This is a genomic window from Escherichia sp. KCJ4928, from assembly GCF_004352695.1.
GTDB lineage: Bacteria > Pseudomonadota > Gammaproteobacteria > Enterobacterales > Enterobacteriaceae > ECMA0423.
In genome coordinates this window covers 1-14469 of sequence record NZ_SJWV01000102.1, presented here as the reverse complement: position 1 = coordinate 14469, position 14469 = coordinate 1, and the positions used below count along the sequence as shown (strand labels likewise).

Here is a 14469-nt window from a genome sequence, read left to right as displayed (position 1 = left end):
CCACTAAACCACGCAATTCTGATCTCTCCTTACATCGCCGAGGCAATACATCCACGCTAAAAAACAACACTATTAAATACAAAGCGTTATAAAAAACCACGCCAACTTACAACAAATTGTATTGATCTTGTAAAGTACATATCGTACTATTTAACCGTCAGCAGGACGCTGGAAGCCAAATGGAACAGACTGGCAGGCTCTTTAAACAACGTCGACTCTCGACTACGTGGCTGAAAAGCCAGATCACCCAACCACATAAGCTGTGGGATGCAATGCCGAAGCAACCGTCTCAGGAGGAGCTTCGAGATTGCATCGCCAAAGTTTATTCGGGAGGAATCCATGTCCAGAAAAACAGAATTTAAAGGCACCGCAGCTTCTCGCCGTAGAGCTCGTCGCGCAAACCAGCAATGAGAGCAGAAGTGATAACTCTGACAACGTTGACCAGAAAATATGAAGGTTCAACTTGTCTTCCGAACGTAGCTCTTTACGCGGCAGGCTACCGGAAATCAAAACAACTGACGGCGAGATGATAAATTCATTTGCTAATTACTTGTTTTTGCCATGCTTATCCTGAGCGATAAGTTCATCCATAAGGCTGTCTGCCTTCCCGGCAAACCTAATGTAGCACTCATGTCTATAGCTTTCAGGGATAACGAAACGGTCGGTATCAGGATATCCAACAGCAGGAGGCCTTCGAACGAGGAGTCCTTTTTTGAGCAATGAAATTGATTCATGAGCGCCCTTTTCCGTTTGTAGCTGGTTATTAGCGGCTACAGCGAATGCCAAATAAGCTCTTTCTCCAAGAGTTAACGAATCAAACAAATCTTGCACATATTTTTCTTCTTTAGATTTGCGCTTCTGAGCAGCGAATACCTCAATTCTTTCAGTCACAGCGTGATAAGCGGAATTAACAACGCCGTTAAGCACATAGCTAACGCAAAACAACAGGATGTAATACATCCAGTAATGAGGAAGGATTTCTGGATTATGCAGGTTTATCCATTCTTTTACGCTTACCGGCATAACAATAATCAATATGATCAGGATGATTAGCATATGAATCAACTGTTTAAGTGTCATTCCTTGCAGGAAAAAATGCATTAGTTCCTGCCACCATGAGTTGTTCATCGGCGTTTCTCTTTTGCTCTCTGTAGGGGTGAATAGAGTTTATCCGATTTCTCGCTGTAGGGGTACACGAGAACCACCGAGCCTGATGTGGTTAAAAGACAGGCACAATCTTTACTACCGCAATCCACTATTTAAGGTGATATATGGAAGAAGAATTTGAAGAGTTCGAAGAGCATCCCCAGAATGTGATGGAACAATACCAGGACTATCCTTATGACTACGACTATTGATAAAAATCAATGGTGTGGACAATTCAAGCGATGCAATGGATGCAAGCTGCAATCGGAATGCATGGTTAAGCCTGAAGAAATGTTTCCTGTAATGGAAGATGGGAAATATGTCGATAAATGGGCAATACGAGCGACGGCAATGATTGCCAGAGAACTTGGTAAACAGAACAACAAAGCTGCCTGATAGTGGCCTTTATTTTTGGCATAAATAACAGAATAAACACTGCACTGTGTATTCATTCCAACGAGTGAATACACGGAGCAATGTCGCTCGTAACTAAACAGGAGCCGACTTGTTCTGATTATTGGAAATCTTCTTTGCCCTCCAATGTGAGGGCGATTTTTTATCTGTGAGGATATGAACAGATGTCAAACATCAAAAAATACATCATTGATTACGACTGGAAAGCATCAATAGAAATTGAAATCGACCATGACGTAATGACAGAGGAAAAACTTCACCAGATTAATAATTTCTGGTCAGACTCTGAATACCGACTCAATAAACACGGCTCTGTATTAAATGCTGTATTAATCATGCTGGCGCAACATGCTCTGCTTATAGCAATTTCAAGCGACTTAAATGCATATGGTGTTGTGTGTGAGTTCGACTGGAATGATGGAAATGGTCAGGAAGGATGGCCTCCAATGGATGGTAGCGAAGGAATAAGAATTACCGATATCGATACATCAGGAATATTTGATTCAGATGATATGACTATCAAGGCCGCCTGAGTGCGGCTTTACCGCATACCAATAACGCTTCACTCGAGGCGTTTTTCGTTATGTATAAATAAGGAGCACACCATGCAATATGCCATTGCAGGGTGGCCTGTTGCTGGCTGCCCTTCCGAATCTTTACTTGAACGAATCACCCGTAAATTACGTGACGGATGGAAACGCCTTATCGACATACTTAATCAGCCAGGAGTCCCAAAGAATGGATCAAACACTTATGGCTATCCAGACTAAATTCACTATCGCCACTTTTATTGGCGATGAAAAGATGTTTCGTGAAGCCGTCGACGCTTATAAAAAATGGATATTAATGCTGAAATTGAGATCAAGCAAAAGCATTCACTAACCCCCTTTCCTGTTTTCCTAATCAGCCCGGCATTTCGCAGGCGATATTTTCACAGCTATTTCAGGAGTTCAGCCATGAACGCTTATTACATTCAGGATCGTCTTGAGGCTCAGAGCTGGGCGCGTCACTACCAGCAGATCGCCCGTGAAGAGAAAGAGGCAGAACTGGCAGACGACATGGAAAAAGGCCTGCCCCAGCACCTGTTTGAATCGCTATGCATCGATCATTTGCAACGCCACGGGGCCAGCAAAAAAGCCATTACCCGTGCGTTTGATGACGATGTTGAGTTTCAGGAGCGCATGGCAGAACACATCCGGTACATGGTTGAAACCATTGCTCACCACCAGGTTGATATTGATTCAGAGGTATAAAACGGATGAGTACAGCACTCGCAACGCTGGCTGGGAAGCTGGCTGAACGTGTCGGCATGGATTCTGTCGACCCACAGGAACTGATCACCACTCTTCGCCAGACGGCATTTAAAGGTGATGCCAGCGATGCGCAGTTCATCGCATTGCTGATCGTCGCCAACCAGTACGGCCTTAATCCGTGGACGAAAGAAATTTACGCCTTCCCTGATAAGCAGAACGGCATTGTTCCGGTGGTGGGCGTTGATGGCTGGTCCCGCATCATCAATGAAAACCAGCAGTTTGATGGCATGGACTTTGAGCAGGACAATGAATCCTGTACATGCCGGATTTACCGCAAGGACCGTAATCATCCGATCTGCGTTACCGAATGGATGGATGAATGCCGCCGCGAACCATTCAAAACCCGCGAAGGCAGAGAAATCACGGGGCCGTGGCAGTCGCATCCCAAACGGATGTTACGGCATAAAGCCATGATTCAGTGTGCCCGTCTGGCCTTCGGATTTGCTGGTATCTATGACAAGGATGAAGCCGAGCGCATTGTCGAAAATACTGCATACACTGCAGAACGTCAGCCAGAACGCGACATCACTCCGGTTAACGATGAAACCATGCAGGAGATTAACACTCTGCTGATCGCCCTGGATAAAACATGGGATGACGACTTATTGCCGCTCTGTTCCCAGATATTTCGCCGCGACATTCGCGCATCGTCAGAACTGACACAGGCCGAAGCAGTGAAAGCTCTTGGATTCCTGAAACAGAAAGCCACTGAGCAGAAGGTGGCAGCATGATACCGGACATTATCCTGCAGCGTACCGGGATCGACGTGAGAGCTGTCGAACAGGGGGATGATGCATGGCACAAATTACGGCTCGGCGTCATCACCGCTTCAGAAGTTCACAACGTGATAGCAAAGCCCCGCTCAGGAAAGAAGTGGCCTGACATGAAAATGTCCTACTTCCACACCCTGCTGGCTGAGGTTTGCACCGGTGTGGCTCCGGAAGTTAATGCTAAGGCGCTGGCCTGGGGAAAACAGTACGAGAACGACGCCAGAACCCTGTTTGAATTCACTTCCGGCGTGAATATTACTGAATCCCCGATCATCTATCGCGACGAAAGTATGCGCACCGCCTGCTCTCCCGATGGTTTATGCAGTGACGGCAACGGCCTTGAACTGAAATGCCCGTTTACCTCCCGGGATTTCATGAAATTCCGGCTCGGTGGTTTCGAGGCAATAAAATCGGCTTACATGGCCCAGGTGCAGTACAGCATGTGGGTGACGCGAAAAGATGCCTGGTACTTTGCCAACTATGACCCGCGCATGAAGCGTGAAGGCCTGCATTATGTCGTGATTGAGCGGAATGAAAAGTACATGGCGAGTTTTGACGAGATGGTGCCGGAGTTCATCGAAAAAATGGACGAGGCACTGGCTGAAATTGGTTTTGTATTTGGGGAGCAATGGCGATGACGCATCCTCACGATAATATCCGGGTAGGCGCGATCACTTTCGTCTACTCCGTTACAAAGCGAGGCTGGGTATTTCCCGGCCTTTCTGTTATCAGAAATCCCCTGAAAGCACAGCGGCTGGCTGAGGAGATAAATAATAAACGGGGAGCTGTATGCACAAAGCATCTCCTGTTGAGTTAAGAACGAGCATTGAGATGGCACATAGCCTCGCTCAAATTGGAGTCAGGTTTGTGCCAATACCAGTAGAAACAGACGAAGAATTTCATACGTTAGCCGCATCCCTTTCACAAAAGCTGGAAATGATGGTGGCGAAAGCAGAAGCAGATGAGAGAGACCAGGTATGACAACCACTGAATGCATTTTTCTGGCAGCGGGCTTCATATTCTGTGTGCTTATGCTTGCCGACATGGGACTTGTTCAATGACACATCAGCAAGAAAACGCCCTTCGCAGTATTGCCCGTCAGGCTAATTCTGAAATCAAAAAAGCCAGACAGCAGTTTCCGGATAAAAACGTCGATGACATTTGCCGTAGCGTACTGAAGAAGCACCGCGAAACGGTAACGCTGATGGGATTCACACCGACTCATTTAAGCCTGGCGATCGGCATGTTAAACGGCGTCTTTAAGGAACGGTGAGCATGAAAAACAAAATCATCATGGAGCTACAGGCTCCTTTTTTATTATTCGCATTCACCCTCAAGCGTATTAACCAACAATTCAGGGATTAATGAAAGATGGCAGACATCATTGATTCAGCATCAGAAATTGAAGAATTACAGCGCAACACAGCAATAAAAATGCGCCGCCTGAACCACCAGGCTATATCTGCCACTCATTGTTGTGAGTGTGGCGATCCGATAGATGAACGAAGACGCTTGGCCGTTCAGGGTTGTCGGACTTGTGCAAGTTGCCAAGAGGATCTGGAACTTATCAGTAAACAGAGAGGTTCGAAGTGAGCGAAATTAACTCTCAGGCACTGCGTGAAGCGGCAGAGCAGGCAATGCATGACGACTGGGGATTTGACGCAGACCTTTTCCATGAATTGGTAACACCATCGATTGTGCTGGAACTGCTGGATGAACGGGAAAGAAACCAGCAATACATCAAACGCCGCGACCAGGAGAACGAGGATATTGCGCTAACAGTAGGGAAACTGCGTGTTGAGCTTGAAACAGCAAAATCAAAACTCAACGAGCAGCGTGAGTATTACGAAGGTGTTATCTCGGATGGGAGTAAGCGTATTGCTAAACTGGAAAGCAACGAAGTCCGTGAAGACGGAAACCAGTTTCTTGTTGTTCGCCATCCTGGGAAGACTCCTGTTATCAAGCACTGCACTGGTGACCTGGAAGAGTTTCTGCGGCAGTTAATCGAACAAGACCCGTTAGTAACTATCGACATCATTACGCATCGCTATTACGGGGTTGGAGGTCAATGGGTTCAGGATGCAGGTGAGTATCTGCATATGATGTCTGACGCTGGCATTCGCATCAAAGGAGAGTGAGATCGGTTTTGTAAAAGATAACGCTTGTGAAAATGCTGAATTTCGCGTCGTCTTCACAGCGATGCCAGAGTCTGTAGTGTCAGATGATGACCGTACTCAAACATCGGGTTGAGTATTATCTTACTGTTTCTTTACATAAACATTGCTGATACCGTTTAGCTGAAACGACATACATTGCAAGGAGTTTATAAATGAGTATCAATGAGTTAGAGTCTGAGCAAAAAGATTGGGCGTTATCAATGTTGTGCAGATCCGGTGTCTTGTCTCCATGCAGACATCACGAAGGTGTTTATGTAGATGAAGGTATAGATATAGAGTCGGCATACAAATATTCCATGAAGGTTTATAAGTCTAATGAAGACAAATCCCCATTCTGCAATGTGCGAGAAATGACTGATACCGTGCAAAATTATTATCACGAGTACGGTGGAAACGATACTTGCCCTCTCTGTACAAAACATATAGATGATTAAACCCAATATTACATAACAATCCTCGCACTCGCGGGGATTTATTTTATCTGAACTCGCTACGGCGGGTTTTGTTTTATGGAGATGATAAATGCACTTCCGAGTCACAGGAGAATGGAATGGAGAGCCATTCAACAGAGTTATCGAAGCGGAGAACATCAACGACTGCTACGACCACTGGATGATATGGGCGCAGATAGCACATGCAGACATAACCAATATTCGAATTGAAGAACTGAAAGAACACCAAGCCGCCTGATGGCGGTTTTTTCTTGCGTGTAATTGCGGAGACTTTGCGATGTACTTGACACTTCAGGAGTGGAACGCTCGCCAGCGACGCCCAAGAAGCCTTGAAACAGTTCGTCGATGGGTGCGCGAATGCAGGATATTCCCTCCTCCGGTTAAGGATGGAAGAGAATATCTGTTCCACGAATCAGCGGTAAAGGTTGACTTAAATCGACCAGTAACAGGTAGCCTTTTGAAGAGGATCAGAAATGGGAAGAAGGCGAAGTCATGAGCGCCGGGATTTACCCCCTAACCTTTATATAAGAAACAATGGATATTACTGCTACAGGGACCCAAGGACGGGTAAAGAGTTTGGATTAGGCAGAGACAGGCGAATCGCAATCACTGAAGCCATACAGGCCAACATTGAGTTATTTTCAGGACACAAACACAAGCCTCTGACAGCGAGAATCAACAGTGATAATTCCGTTACGTTACATTCATGGCTTGATCGCTACGAAAAAATCCTGGCCAGCAGAGGAATCAAGCAGAAGACACTCATAAATTACATGAGCAAAATTAAAGCAATAAGGAGGGGGCTGCCTGATGCTCCACTTGAAGACATCACCACAAAAGAAATTGCGGCAATGCTCAATGGATACATAGACGAGGGCAAGGCGGCGTCAGCCAAGTTAATCAGATCAACACTGAGCGATGCATTCCGAGAGGCAATAGCTGAAGGCCATATAACAACAAACCCTGTCGCTGCCACTCGCGCAGCAAAATCAGAGGTAAGGAGATCAAGACTTACGGCTGACGAATACCTGAAAATTTATCAAGCAGCAGAATCATCACCATGTTGGCTCAGACTTGCAATGGAACTGGCTGTTGTTACCGGGCAACGAGTTGGTGATTTATGCGAAATGAAGTGGTCTGATATCGTAGATGGATATCTTTATGTCGAGCAAAGCAAAACAGGCGTAAAAATTGCCATCCCAACAACATTGCATGTTGATGCTCTCGGAATATCAATGAAGGAAACACTTGATAAATGCAAAGAGATTCTTGGCGGAGAAACCATAATTGCATCTACTCGTCGCGAACCGCTTTCATCCGGCACAGTATCAAGGTATTTTATGCGCGCACGAAAAGCATCAGGTCTTTCCTTCGAAGGGGATCCGCCTACCTTTCACGAGTTGCGCAGTTTGTCTGCAAGACTCTATGAGAAGCAGATAAGCGATAAGTTTGCTCAACATCTTCTCGGGCATAAGTCGGACACCATGGCATCACAGTATCGTGATGGCAGAGGCAGGGAGTGGGACAAAATTGAAATCAAATAATGATTTTATTTTGACTGATAGTGACCTGTTCGTTGCAACAAATTGATAAGCAATGCTTTTTTATAATGCCAACTTAGTATAAAAAAGCAGGCTTCAACGGATTCATTTTTCTATTTCATAGCCCGGAGCAACCTGTGAACACATTTTCAGTTTCCCGTCTGGCGCTGGCATTGGCTTTTGGCGTGACGCTGACCGCCTGTAGCTCAACCCCGCCCGATCAACGTCCTTCTGATCAAACCGCGCCTGGTACCTCTTCTCGCCCGATTCTGTCGGCAAAAGAAGCGCAGAATTTCGATGCTCAACACTATTTTGCATCCCTGACACCAGGTGCAGCAGCGTGGAATCCTTCCCCGATTACCCTGCCTGCGCAACCTGACTTTGTTGTCGGCCCGGCGGGCACTCAAGGTGTAACGCATACCACGATTCAGGCGGCGGTAGATGCGGCAATTATCAAGCGTACCAACAAGCGCCAGTATATTGCCGTGATGCCTGGTGAGTATCAGGGAACGGTATATGTCCCTGCCGCTCCGGGTGGAATTACTCTGTACGGTACAGGTGAAAAACCGATTGATGTGAAGATTGGGCTTTCCCTTGATGGTGGCATGAGCCCTGCCGACTGGCGTCACGACGTCAACCCGCGCGGCAAATATATGCCAGGTAAACCAGCGTGGTATATGTACGATAGCTGCCAGAGCAAACGCAGCGACAGTATCGGTGTTCTCTGCTCTGCGGTCTTCTGGTCACAAAACAATGGCCTGCAACTGCAAAATCTGACCATCGAAAACACGCTGGGCGATAGCGTAGATGCAGGTAACCATCCGGCGGTGGCACTGCGTACTGATGGTGACCAGGTACAGATTAACAACGTTAACATTCTCGGTCGTCAGAACACCTTCTTTGTCACCAACAGCGGTGTGCAGAACCGTCTGGAAACGAATCGTCAGCCGCGTACGCTGGTGACCAACAGCTACATTGAAGGGGATGTGGATATCGTTTCTGGTCGCGGCGCAGTGGTGTTCGATAACACCGAATTCCGCGTGGTGAACTCACGTACTCAGCAAGAAGCGTATGTGTTTGCACCGGCTACGCTGTCCAACATTTACTACGGTTTCCTCGCCGTAAACAGCCGTTTCAATGCTTTCGGTGATGGTGTGGCGCAACTGGGCCGCTCGCTGGATGTTGATGCCAATACCAACGGTCAGGTGGTGATCCGTGATAGCGCCATCAACGAAGGTTTTAACACGGCTAAACCGTGGGCCGATGCGGTGATCTCTAATCGTCCGTTTGCGGGTAATACCGGCAGCGTAGATGATAACGACGAAATACAGCGCAATCTGAATGACACTAACTACAACCGCATGTGGGAATACAATAACCGCGGCGTGGGTAGTAAAGTGGTTGCAGAGGCGAAGAAGTAAGAGCAATTAACTATTTGCCGGATGCGGCGTAAACGCCTTATCCGGCCTACGGTTCGATGCGATTTGTAGGTCGGATAAGATGCGCAAGCATCGCATCCGACAATAAGTGCCGGATGCTGCGAAAATGCCTTATCTGGCCTACAGATTCGATGCGATTCGTAGGTCGGAGAAGATGCGCAAGCATCGCATCCGACAATAAGTGCCGAATGCGACCTACATTCACATGGCGCTTTTTACATCTGACGGTTTTTATTGAAGTTAATCAAACTACCCGCCTTGATAATCTCGCGCTCTTCAGCAGTCAGACTTTCCATATAGAGCGTAATTTCCGTTACCGGCGCATCTTCATGGATCACATAACCTTTAAACGTCGTACCCGGATTATCCAGCGCCGCTTTAATGCCAGGGATGTAAATGTAATCCCCCACTTCAAAGGTTGGCACTTCCGCCATCTGCAGCGGTAACATCCCCCAGTTGATGACGTTAGAACGGTAGCGTTTAGTCGCGTACTCTTCGGCAATATTCGCCAGACCGCCAATCACACGCTGGCAGCTCGCCGCCTGTTCACGCGCAGAACCATCGCCTGGTTTCACCGCATATACCATGCTGCCAATTTCAGTTTGCAGCGGATCAATATGCTCCTGACCAGCAATCTGCTTAATGCGCGCAAACACCTCTGTCAGCTCGCTGACATTCCCCGCCAGACGCTGATTTTCCAGCTCAGCAGTCGCTTTACTTCTGCCAACATAACCGGGATCGCGGCGTGACAGGGTAAACTCCGCCAGACCAATCGGATTTGAACGATAAGAAGAGGTTTCACCGGAAGGAATCAGTTCGTCGGTGGTGGTCACTTCGTCGAGGATCTTCGAGCACACTTTCAGGACGATATTGTCAGTCAGCGCACCCAATTCCGGCCAGTCTTTAATGTTCGGTCCGTAAATCAGCGGTTGCTGAGTTGCCCCTTTCACAAAGCCCTGATAAACACGGTTTTTATACGGCGTTACATCGAAGGCGTACTCCGGCACGTTGTCCCAGCAATCAAGTTCGCTGGCAGAGGTTAAATAGCCACCGTTTGCCGCAGTCGCAGCGATAGAACGAGCGTCCATCAACGCCACCGCTGACATCTGCCCATTAGCTGGCTTAGAGCCTTCGCGGTTCGGGAAGTTACGCGTGGTGTGGCGAATACTCAAACCGTTGTTGATTGGCGTATCGCCCGCACCAAAGCATGGGCCGCAGAACGCGGTTCTGATGATTGCGCCTGCGCCAATCAAATCTGCTACCACACCTTTTTTGGCGAGATCCATAAACACCGGCTGTGATGACGGGTAAACTGCCAGCGAGAAGGTGTCATTGCCACAGGATTGACCGCGCAGTGCATTCGCCGCCGCGATGACGTTTTCGTAGTTACCGCCAGAACAGCCCGCGATAATCCCCTGCTGCACTTTCAGGCGACCATTTTCCACTTTATCCAGCAGCGAGAGTTTGGCTTTACCGTGCGCCACGCGTTCGGACTCAATTTCAATCTCACGCAGAATGTCGGTCAGGTTCTGGTTCAGTGTGTCGATTTTATACACGTTGCTCGGGTGGAACGGCAGCGCAATCATTGGTTTGATGGCGCTTAAATCAACGCTGATGCAGCCATCGTAGTACGCCATCGGTTGAGGGTTAAGCTGGCAGTAATCCTGGCCGCGACCGTGCAGCGCCAGCCAGTTATGCACTTCTTCATCAGTTTGCCAGACGGAGCTTAAACAGGTGGTTTCCGTGGTCATCACGTCAACGCTGTTACGGAAATCGGTAGAGAGCGCGCTAACGCCCGGTCCAACGAACTCCATGACTTTGTTTTTGACGTAACCGTTTTTGAACACCGCGCCAATGATAGCCAGCGCCACATCCTGTGGCCCCACATACGGCGCAGGTTTTCCGGTCAGATGCACCGCAACCACGCCCGGATAGTCGATATCCCAGGTGTCATTAAGCAGCTGTTTTACCAACTCACCGCCGCCCTCACCGACTGCCATTGTCCCTAATGCACCGTAACGGGTGTGGCTGTCTGACCCGAGGATCATTTTGCCGCCGCCTGCCATCATCTCACGCATATATTGATGGATGACCGCAATATGCGGAGGCACAAAAATACCGCCATAACGCTGGGCCGCCGATAAACCAAAAACATGGTCATCACCGTTAATAGTGCCGCCGACGGCGCAGAGTGAGTTATGGCAGTTGGTCAGCACATACGGCAGCGGGAAACGTTCCATACCGGACGCTTTAGCGGTCTGTACAATACCAACAAAGGTAATATCGTGAGAGGCTAATGAATCAAACTTAATTTTAAGTTTATCCATATTTCCGGACGTATTATGCGAAGAGAGAATAGACCAGGCAATAGTGCCTTTTTTGGCTTCTTCTTTTTTAATTTCGCCGGTGAAATGTTCTTCGGCAATTATTTCGTTATTACTGGCGAGAAACACGCCTTTTTCAGATAACTTGATCATCAAATGCTCCAGATATCTGCGCACCGTGAAGTGCGCAGAAAGATAATAAATGGATATACTCTAAATAATTCGAGTTGCAGGAAGGCGACAAGCGAGTGAATCCCCAGGAGCTTACATAAGTAAGTGACTGGGGTGAGCGAACGCAGACGCAGCACATGCAACTTCAAGTATGACGAGAATATTTACAGCATGTTCCAGCCGATCAGCATATTCCACCACCACACGCCGAGGGTGATATGCACCAGGAAGGTTAATATCGTCAGTACCGCACCGACCAACCACCAGGATTTAATATCGTTATAACCCACGCCAAAGATGACCGGACCTGCCGCGCCGCCATAGTGAGTAACCATGCCGCCATAGGAGTTGGAGAACAACAGTGCCAGCGCGGTTAACATTAACGGTGCGCCGGAGACGTTCGCCAGCATGGCAAATACCGGTAACATAGCAACGATATAGGCACTACCGGAAGCGAAGAAATAACGCACGATAATGCTGAGGAAAATAATAACGAAGAAAGCAACGTTACCGTGACCATCAAATGCCAGGTTATTTTTAAAGACTTCAGCTAACCATTCGAAGAATTTAACTTTCGATAATAAGGAGCTTAATCCGATAATACCGCCGTACCAGATTAAGGTATTCCAGCCGCCTTTATTTTTAACCACGTCTTCCCAGGTAACGATACCCAGCAGCAGCATGGTCGCCATAACAACGATTGCCACAGTGGATTCATCAACCCCCAGAGACTTACTGAAAATCCAGCCCAGTAGCGCCAGCACAAAGACACCGAGCAGCATTTTTTCGCGGATTTTCATCGGTCCCAGTTCGGCAAGGCCCGCTTTAGCGATGGTTTTATTATCCACCTTCTTAATTTCTGGCGGATACATGGTATAAATCACCAGTGGGGTGACCAGCAGCATAATGATGCCCGGCAATCCGGCGGCCAGTGCCCATCCACCCCAGCTAATTTGCAGGTGCAGAATGTCGTTGATCATTTTCAGCGCCAGAATGTTCCCCGCCATTGCGGTAAAGAACATATAGCTGGTGGTTTTGGTGACCATGTAAATGGACATCATCAGGTAATGTCCGACACGACGCGGACTTTTTTCCGGTTCGGACCCCAAAGCCACCGCCACGCTGTTGATGATCGGTAACACAATACCGCCCGCACGCGCGGTGTTAGACGGTGTTGCCGGAGCCAGTACCAGATCGAGGAATACCGTAACGTAACCCAGACCCAGCGTGGTGTTACCGATTTTACCAATCAGCAGATAGGCAATACGTTTACCTAAACCGGTGGTCACAAATGCGGCGCTTAAGGTAAACGCCGAGAACACCAGCCAGGTAGTACCTGAAGAGTAACCGCTTAATACGGCGGTGGTCTTAAACGCACCGTCGGATAAGTTACCGACCACCACCATGGAGGCAGCAACGGCAATTAACAGTACGACAGGTTCCGGGAAAGGCTTGATAACCAGCCCCACAATGGCCGCCAGGTAAATACCAAAAAGCACCCACGCCAGTTCGCTTAATCCTGCCGGAGCTGGCATAAAACCAATAATACATGGGATCGCTAATATCAGAATTAGCTTCCATAACGATTTCTTATTCATTTAAAATCCTGTTCTTTCTGTATGACTCATACAGAAGTCCTTTATTGATTATCCTTATCTTGACAACGAATTTTTTCAGGGAAGATAAACTTCACCGGAAAATATTTTTCTGGTCGTCCGAATAACAGATGCGCGTAACGTCGTGGCATCCTGACCTTCATTACTTAAATGAACGTCGAGCGCACCACTGGGGTGTTCAATATTGATATTGCCGTATCCTACAGAAGGGACGATTTGTCGGGTGACGGTGCCTTCCAATGCACAACTACTGGAAATAGCAATAGCACCGGTTATCGCCAGCGCGCGATGGCAAGAATGCGGCATAAAATAACGCACATTAATTGCCCCGCCTTTCTGCGCTGGAGAAATAAGCACAGGTTTAGGGATAACCATATTACTGACATCACCTAAGCCCATTGCTTTACCCGCTTGTAGACGGATAGATTCAATGCGGGCTAATAATGCTTTGTCGGCATCCAGTTCCGCCGGTAATTCATAACCTGTTTTTCCCAGATATTCAGCCGGAATAATGACGACTGGCATCGCCATATCGATACAGGTCACCGGGACATCGTCAAAATAATCAATCTGATTATCAGTCGGGAAAACTTTTCCGGTTTTGGTTCCAGCGGCATTCAGGAAAGTGAGCGCAACCGGTGCGGCAGTACCCGGTACGCCGTCAATTCTGGCACTACCCTCGTACTCGACAACACCATTTGGCGTTTGCACATCAGCTTCGATGAACGTACCCGTATTGACGTTGCGGATACGCACACGGGTGACCGGTGATGTCGCTGCAATCAAACCATTTTCAATGGCGAATGCCCCAACACCAGACAGCATATTGCCACAATTAGGCGTGGTATCGACACGTTGCTCATGGACAATAACTTGAGCAAACAGATAATCGACATCAGCACGCGGATCGCTGGAACGGCTAATAATGGCGACTTTACTGGTCAGCGGATTACCGCCGCCAATACCGTCAATTTCCAGATCGTTACCGGAACCCATAATTGCCATCAATATTTTATCGCGCTGCGTTTGATCTTCGGGTAAATGTTCCGCTAACAAGAACGCGCCCCTCGAGGTTCCACCTCGCATCATCACGCAGGGTATTTTTT

The 14469-nt window shown here is 47.9% G+C and carries 22 protein-coding genes and 1 pseudogene; 19 read left to right on the top strand and 4 right to left on the bottom strand.

What is annotated here, in order from left to right; all coding sequences use genetic code 11:
- Positions 1 to 179 precede the first annotated feature (179 nt).
- Complete coding sequence (locus E0D98_RS15070; RefSeq protein WP_000438342.1) at positions 180 to 362, top strand: hypothetical protein; 183 nt, start codon at positions 180 to 182, stop codon at positions 360 to 362.
- A pseudogene (locus E0D98_RS15065) lies at positions 340 to 530 on the top strand (antitermination protein N). Before E0D98_RS15070 ends, E0D98_RS15065 begins: the two are co-directional and overlap by 23 nt.
- A gap of 16 nt (positions 531 to 546) precedes the next feature.
- Here E0D98_RS15065 and E0D98_RS15060 read toward each other — a convergent pair.
- Positions 547 to 1128: a super-infection exclusion protein B gene (locus tag E0D98_RS15060; protein WP_001066170.1), complete on the bottom strand. Its 582-nt coding sequence runs from the start codon at positions 1126 to 1128 to the stop codon at positions 547 to 549.
- 213 nt (positions 1129 to 1341) lie between these two features.
- Between E0D98_RS15060 and E0D98_RS15055 the strand changes: the two genes are divergently transcribed.
- From E0D98_RS15055 to E0D98_RS14970, 17 genes are all read left to right on the top strand, one after another.
- On the top strand, positions 1342 to 1542 hold the full coding sequence (locus tag E0D98_RS15055; RefSeq protein ID WP_001550845.1) for an antirestriction Ral family protein: 201 nt from the start codon (positions 1342 to 1344) through the stop codon (positions 1540 to 1542).
- Positions 1543 to 1724: 182 nt separating this feature from the next.
- Positions 1725 to 2093, top strand: coding sequence for a DUF2528 family protein (locus E0D98_RS15050; protein WP_000065374.1), 369 nt, complete (start codon positions 1725 to 1727; stop codon positions 2091 to 2093).
- A gap of 72 nt (positions 2094 to 2165) precedes the next feature.
- Positions 2166 to 2330 (top strand): protease FtsH-inhibitory lysogeny factor CIII, encoded by a 165-nt coding sequence (locus tag E0D98_RS15045; RefSeq protein ID WP_001198861.1) that lies wholly within the window; start codon positions 2166 to 2168, stop codon positions 2328 to 2330.
- Positions 2299 to 2442 carry a host cell division inhibitory peptide Kil gene (gene kil, locus E0D98_RS15040; protein ID WP_000372941.1) on the top strand — a complete coding sequence of 48 codons (144 nt, stop codon included), beginning with the start codon at positions 2299 to 2301 and terminating at the stop codon, positions 2440 to 2442. Before E0D98_RS15045 ends, kil begins: the two co-directional genes overlap by 32 nt.
- Before the next feature lie 74 nt (positions 2443 to 2516).
- Positions 2517 to 2813 carry a host-nuclease inhibitor Gam family protein gene (locus E0D98_RS15030; RefSeq protein WP_000995439.1) on the top strand — a complete coding sequence of 99 codons (297 nt, stop codon included), beginning with the start codon at positions 2517 to 2519 and terminating at the stop codon, positions 2811 to 2813.
- 5 nt (positions 2814 to 2818) lie between these two features.
- On the top strand, positions 2819 to 3604 hold the full coding sequence (gene bet, locus E0D98_RS15025; protein WP_000100847.1) for a phage recombination protein Bet: 786 nt from the start codon (positions 2819 to 2821) through the stop codon (positions 3602 to 3604).
- Entirely contained in the window at positions 3601 to 4281 is a 681-nt protein-coding gene (locus tag E0D98_RS15020; protein ID WP_000611716.1) for a lambda exonuclease family protein, read from the top strand. The genes bet and E0D98_RS15020 overlap by 4 nt, the downstream gene beginning before the upstream one ends.
- Positions 4278 to 4460 carry a DUF1317 domain-containing protein gene (locus E0D98_RS15015; RefSeq protein WP_000149542.1) on the top strand — a complete coding sequence of 61 codons (183 nt, stop codon included), beginning with the start codon at positions 4278 to 4280 and terminating at the stop codon, positions 4458 to 4460. The genes E0D98_RS15020 and E0D98_RS15015 overlap by 4 nt, the downstream gene beginning before the upstream one ends.
- Positions 4433 to 4624, top strand: coding sequence for a DUF1382 family protein (locus E0D98_RS15010; protein ID WP_000548531.1), 192 nt, complete (start codon positions 4433 to 4435; stop codon positions 4622 to 4624). Before E0D98_RS15015 ends, E0D98_RS15010 begins: the two co-directional genes overlap by 28 nt.
- A 76-nt stretch (positions 4625 to 4700) precedes the next feature.
- Positions 4701 to 4916: a hypothetical protein gene (locus E0D98_RS15005; protein WP_000149655.1), complete on the top strand. Its 216-nt coding sequence runs from the start codon at positions 4701 to 4703 to the stop codon at positions 4914 to 4916.
- A gap of 98 nt (positions 4917 to 5014) precedes the next feature.
- Positions 5015 to 5236, top strand: coding sequence for a TraR/DksA family transcriptional regulator (locus tag E0D98_RS15000; RefSeq protein WP_000763363.1), 222 nt, complete (start codon positions 5015 to 5017; stop codon positions 5234 to 5236).
- Positions 5233 to 5781: an ead/Ea22-like family protein gene (locus tag E0D98_RS14995; RefSeq protein ID WP_001289873.1), complete on the top strand. Its 549-nt coding sequence runs from the start codon at positions 5233 to 5235 to the stop codon at positions 5779 to 5781. Before E0D98_RS15000 ends, E0D98_RS14995 begins: the two co-directional genes overlap by 4 nt.
- Positions 5782 to 5972: 191 nt before the next feature.
- Positions 5973 to 6254, top strand: coding sequence for a hypothetical protein (locus E0D98_RS14990; protein ID WP_000026224.1), 282 nt, complete (start codon positions 5973 to 5975; stop codon positions 6252 to 6254).
- Between the two features lie 88 nt (positions 6255 to 6342).
- Entirely contained in the window at positions 6343 to 6510 is a 168-nt protein-coding gene (locus E0D98_RS14985; protein WP_000545728.1) for a hypothetical protein, read from the top strand.
- 39 nt (positions 6511 to 6549) lie between these two features.
- Entirely contained in the window at positions 6550 to 6768 is a 219-nt protein-coding gene (locus E0D98_RS14980) for an excisionase (RefSeq protein WP_001303849.1), read from the top strand.
- Positions 6746 to 7816, top strand: a complete 1071-nt coding sequence (locus tag E0D98_RS14975) for a tyrosine-type recombinase/integrase (protein ID WP_047086615.1) — start codon at positions 6746 to 6748, stop codon at positions 7814 to 7816. Before E0D98_RS14980 ends, E0D98_RS14975 begins: the two co-directional genes overlap by 23 nt.
- 134 nt (positions 7817 to 7950) lie before the next feature.
- Positions 7951 to 9234: a putative acyl-CoA thioester hydrolase gene (locus E0D98_RS14970; RefSeq protein WP_001091569.1), complete on the top strand. Its 1284-nt coding sequence runs from the start codon at positions 7951 to 7953 to the stop codon at positions 9232 to 9234.
- 233 nt (positions 9235 to 9467) lie between these two features.
- On the opposite strand, the gene E0D98_RS14965 is transcribed toward E0D98_RS14970, so the two are convergent.
- The 3 genes from E0D98_RS14965 to E0D98_RS14955 all read right to left on the bottom strand — a co-directional run.
- Positions 9468 to 11729: a hydratase gene (locus E0D98_RS14965; RefSeq protein ID WP_000593945.1), complete on the bottom strand. Its 2262-nt coding sequence runs from the start codon at positions 11727 to 11729 to the stop codon at positions 9468 to 9470.
- A 182-nt stretch (positions 11730 to 11911) separates the two neighbouring features.
- Complete coding sequence (locus E0D98_RS14960; RefSeq protein ID WP_001036475.1) at positions 11912 to 13345, bottom strand: anion permease; 1434 nt, start codon at positions 13343 to 13345, stop codon at positions 11912 to 11914.
- Between the two features lie 75 nt (positions 13346 to 13420).
- Positions 13421 to 14469 (bottom strand): 4-oxalomesaconate tautomerase (locus E0D98_RS14955; protein WP_240723738.1); only part of this gene is annotated, 1049 nt, incomplete at its 5' end.